This is a genomic window from Streptomyces himastatinicus ATCC 53653 (genome assembly GCF_000158915.1).
In the GTDB taxonomy this organism is placed as follows: domain Bacteria; phylum Actinomycetota; class Actinomycetes; order Streptomycetales; family Streptomycetaceae; genus Streptomyces; species Streptomyces himastatinicus.
In genome coordinates this window covers 2956459-2959863 of record NZ_GG657754.1, presented here as the reverse complement: position 1 = coordinate 2959863, position 3405 = coordinate 2956459, and the positions used below count along the sequence as shown (strand labels likewise).

General features: G+C 71.2%; 4 protein-coding genes. 1 reads left to right on the top strand and 3 read right to left on the bottom strand.

The features are described from left to right. Positions 1 to 568: cytochrome P450 family protein (locus SSOG_RS53480; RefSeq protein WP_039937294.1), on the bottom strand; the 568-nt coding region annotated here is incomplete at its 3' end. Positions 569 to 693: 125 nt separating this feature from the next. Between SSOG_RS53480 and SSOG_RS11905 the strand changes: the two genes are divergently transcribed. Next, positions 694 to 2226, top strand: a complete 1533-nt coding sequence (locus SSOG_RS11905; RefSeq protein ID WP_009714468.1) for a hypothetical protein — start codon at positions 694 to 696, stop codon at positions 2224 to 2226. On the opposite strand, the gene SSOG_RS11900 is transcribed toward SSOG_RS11905, so the two are convergent. Then, complete coding sequence (locus SSOG_RS11900; RefSeq protein WP_009714467.1) at positions 2210 to 2665, bottom strand: hypothetical protein; 456 nt, start codon at positions 2663 to 2665, stop codon at positions 2210 to 2212. The genes SSOG_RS11905 and SSOG_RS11900 overlap by 17 nt on opposite strands. A 102-nt stretch (positions 2666 to 2767) precedes the next feature. Next, a partial coding sequence (locus SSOG_RS11895; protein ID WP_009714466.1) for a PaaX family transcriptional regulator occupies positions 2768 to 3405 on the bottom strand: 638 nt, incomplete at its 5' end.

The following is a 3405-nucleotide window of genomic DNA, read 5'->3' as shown; positions in this document are numbered from 1 at the left end:
GCTGCGCCTCGTCCACTTCGGCCTGCGTGTAACGCGTCAGCGTCAGCAGCACCTCCGACCAGCGCGCGAACTTGTCCTGGTCCTCGCTCGGCGCACCCAGCAGCGCGCAGATGACCCGCACCGGCAGCGGAAGCGCCAGCGCCGCGCGCAGATCCGCGGGCGACCCCTTGGCCACCATGTCGTCCACCAGCGCGTCGGCCATCTCCTGCACGCGCGGCCGCCACGCCTCCATCTTCTTCACCGTGAACGCCCGGCTGATCAGCCGCCGCCACCGCCGGTGCCCCGGCCCCTCCTTGTTGTCCACCTGCCCCTGGGACGGCCGACTGAACATGCCCCCGTCCTCGGTGGTCGACATGCGCGCCGCGCCCTCCCGGTCGAGATTGCGGCTGAACCGCTGATCCGTCAGCAGCCCGCGCACCTCCTCGTACCCGGTCAGCAGACCGACCACATCCCCACTGGGCATCCGCACATGCGCCACGGGACACGCGGCCCGCGTCTCGGCCCACTCCCGCGGGGGCTCCAGCACGTTGGGCTGCTCAAAGGGGTAGTCGGGAACGGTGTCAGTCATGGGGGGACTCCTCCGGTGTCGGGGACCTCAAGAGCACCGTAAGACGACCGTCTTATTAAATCAACGGACTTAGGATCTGTGGCCGACATTCGTCGCCCTCGAGGTCTCGGCCAGGATGGAGCCTCATGACGAGTGGAACCCACGCAGCGGCGGAGGAAACCCCGGAGGAGCGCGAGGCCGCCTGGGCATCGTTGTTCCGCGTTCCGGGCCCGCCGGATCCGCTGCGCGAGATGTGGGCCCACGGGTTGGCACTCAACCGGGCCGCGCCCGACGACGTACACCAAAGCTTGCTGGGCCTCTCGCATCACCTTCTGTGGCGCAGCCTGCCGACGGCGATCGTCGACGCAGCCATTGACCACCCGGCCTGGAAGGTGCGCGAGCTACTGGCCGAAGCCCAGCCGAACATCACCGCCGAACAGTGGACACGCCTCATCCTCGGCGAAACGGACCCCAGACACCGGTGGATCCTCACCACGATCGCAGCGGACCGGCGCGCCCAGCTCACCGAGACCGCGTACGAGCAGCTCACCGCGGATCCCTCGGTCCGGATCCGCGAAGAGGCCGCCCACCTCTCCGGCCTGCCCGCCAAGATGCGGATCACCCTGGCCCTGGACCCCGATCCGGCCGTACGGGTATCGGCCTGCCCGCAGGCCTGGCCGTACCTCGACGGCCGCGCACGGCAGAGGCTGCTCACCGACCCCGCCACCACGGTCCGTACCGTGGCGCTCCTGGAGCACCACCAGGACCATCCGCTGTCCCGGTCGACCTTCGACTCCGGTGACCTCGGCGATCGCGCACTGGAAACGTGCCGCGTGGAATACGACCTTGCCGAACATCTGGCCCACCACGGCGACGAGCCCCAGCGCCGCTCCCTCGCCTGCAACCCGTACCTGGCCCCCGACCTGGTCGCATTCCTCGCCCGAGACCCGGACGCCTCCGTGCGTTTCGCCATATCCATACGCCCTGAACTCACCGAGGAACAACGGGCGGACGTCCGCGTCGATCACGATCCGAACGGCATGTCCCACGCTCTCGGCTGGGTCACGGCACTTCACGACGCCCCCGACGCCATGCGCCGCTTGGCCGCCTCTTCGCACCCCCTCGTACGCAGAAGCGTCGCCCGGGCCAAGCGCCTGCCACCGGAGGCCGTTGAACTCCTCGCCCGGGACGAAGACCGTGCCGTACGGCTCTTCCTCGCCGAATCCTGCGACGACGCGCCCGCCGACATGCTCTTGGAGGTGTGGCAGTGGTGGACCGGCAGCCTCAGCTACCCCGACCGGCCGCACAGCCACCCCAACTTCCCGCGCCAAGGACTCCTCCGCTACGCGGACGACCCGAACCCGCGTATGCGGCAACTGGCGCTGGACGATCCCGAGTCGCCGACCGAATTGGTGGAGAGATTCAGCCGGGATGCGCATGCCGAAGTACGACGCCGGGCCGCCAAAGACTCGCGGCTCTCGGCCGCTTCGGCGGTACGGCTGCTCGACGACTCGGACGAACGGGTGCGCCGTACGGCCGTCAGGCACCCACGGCTGCCCGCACGCGTCCTCGTCCGGCTGCTTCGGGACACTGACACCGCGCAGGAGGCGGCGCGGCATCCTGGGCTCCCCGCCGACGTGATGCGGCAGATGGCCCAGCGGGTCAGTCCCAGGCGTTGAACAGCACCCCGCCCAGCGTGGTGATCCCGAAGCAGCTGATCTGGTGCCGCTCGGCTCGCGAGAACCCTGACGTGTCCAGATCGGCGAGAGGCGTCCCCAGGTGCTCGGCCGTCAGCACGTCGAATCCCGAGGCCGGGAAGACGCCCGACCAGGGCGGTGGGGAGGCGAAGCCGTCGTCGTACCAGGTCCGCCGCTCCTCGGCGAAGGCGATCCAGGGGTGATGGGCATGGCACAGGACGACGCGTTCGTCGTCACGCCGGATGATCGAGGCGGTGTGGAAGGTCCGGGGGTACGTCCGCTCCTCCACCGTGCCGACCCGGCCCCCGGCCGCGCGGGCGGCGGCGTGGAGAGCGGTGCGGAAGGCGCGCGCGTCGGTTTCCGGGAGCGGGCCGTGCTCGGGCCGGGAGAAACCGGTCGCGCCTCGTGGCAGGGGGAACACCGTGTCTCCTGGGTTCAGGGCTTGTCGTGGGGGTCGCCGGTGAGGTGGCGGCGAGGGCCCATAACCACGGTATGAGGGAGTACCCCAGGGCTACGAGTCCCATCAGGCCGGTCTCACCGTCGTCCCGTGCAGCACGGCCGCGGCGTGCTCCGCGGCCGCGTCGCGCAGGCGGGTGTGGAGGGCCGTGAAGACCTCGGCGGCGCGGGCGCCGGGCCAGTCGTCGGGGAGCAGCGACGAGGGGAGGCCGGGGTCGGCGTAGGGGAGGTGGCGCCAGGAGTCGAGGGCCAGGAGGTAGTCGCGGTAGGCGGCTTCGGGGGCGGGGGTGTGGTCGGCCCAGTGGACGAGGACCGGTTCGTGGGCGGTGAGGAAGGCGCGGTGGAGCGCGGCGAGTTCGTCCAGGTCCCACCAGCGGCGGACCGCCTCGGCGGTGGGGGTGAAGCCCGCGTGGTCGCCCCGGAAGAGGTCGACGTAGGAGTCGAGGCCGAGGCGTTCCAGGGTGTGGCGGGTCTCGTCGTAGAGGCGGTCCGGGGCGATCCAGACGCCGGGGGCGGCGCTGCCGAAGCCGAGGCGGGAGAGGCGGGAGCGGAGCAGATGGCGCTTGGCGCGCTCCTGTTCGGGGACGGAGAAGACGGCGAGCAGCCAGCGGTCGGGCCCGGGGGTGGGACGGGGGTAGATGCGGTGGTCGCCGTCGTCGAGGAGCTGGCGGGCATCGGCGGACAGGGCGTAGCCCGCGGCGCCGG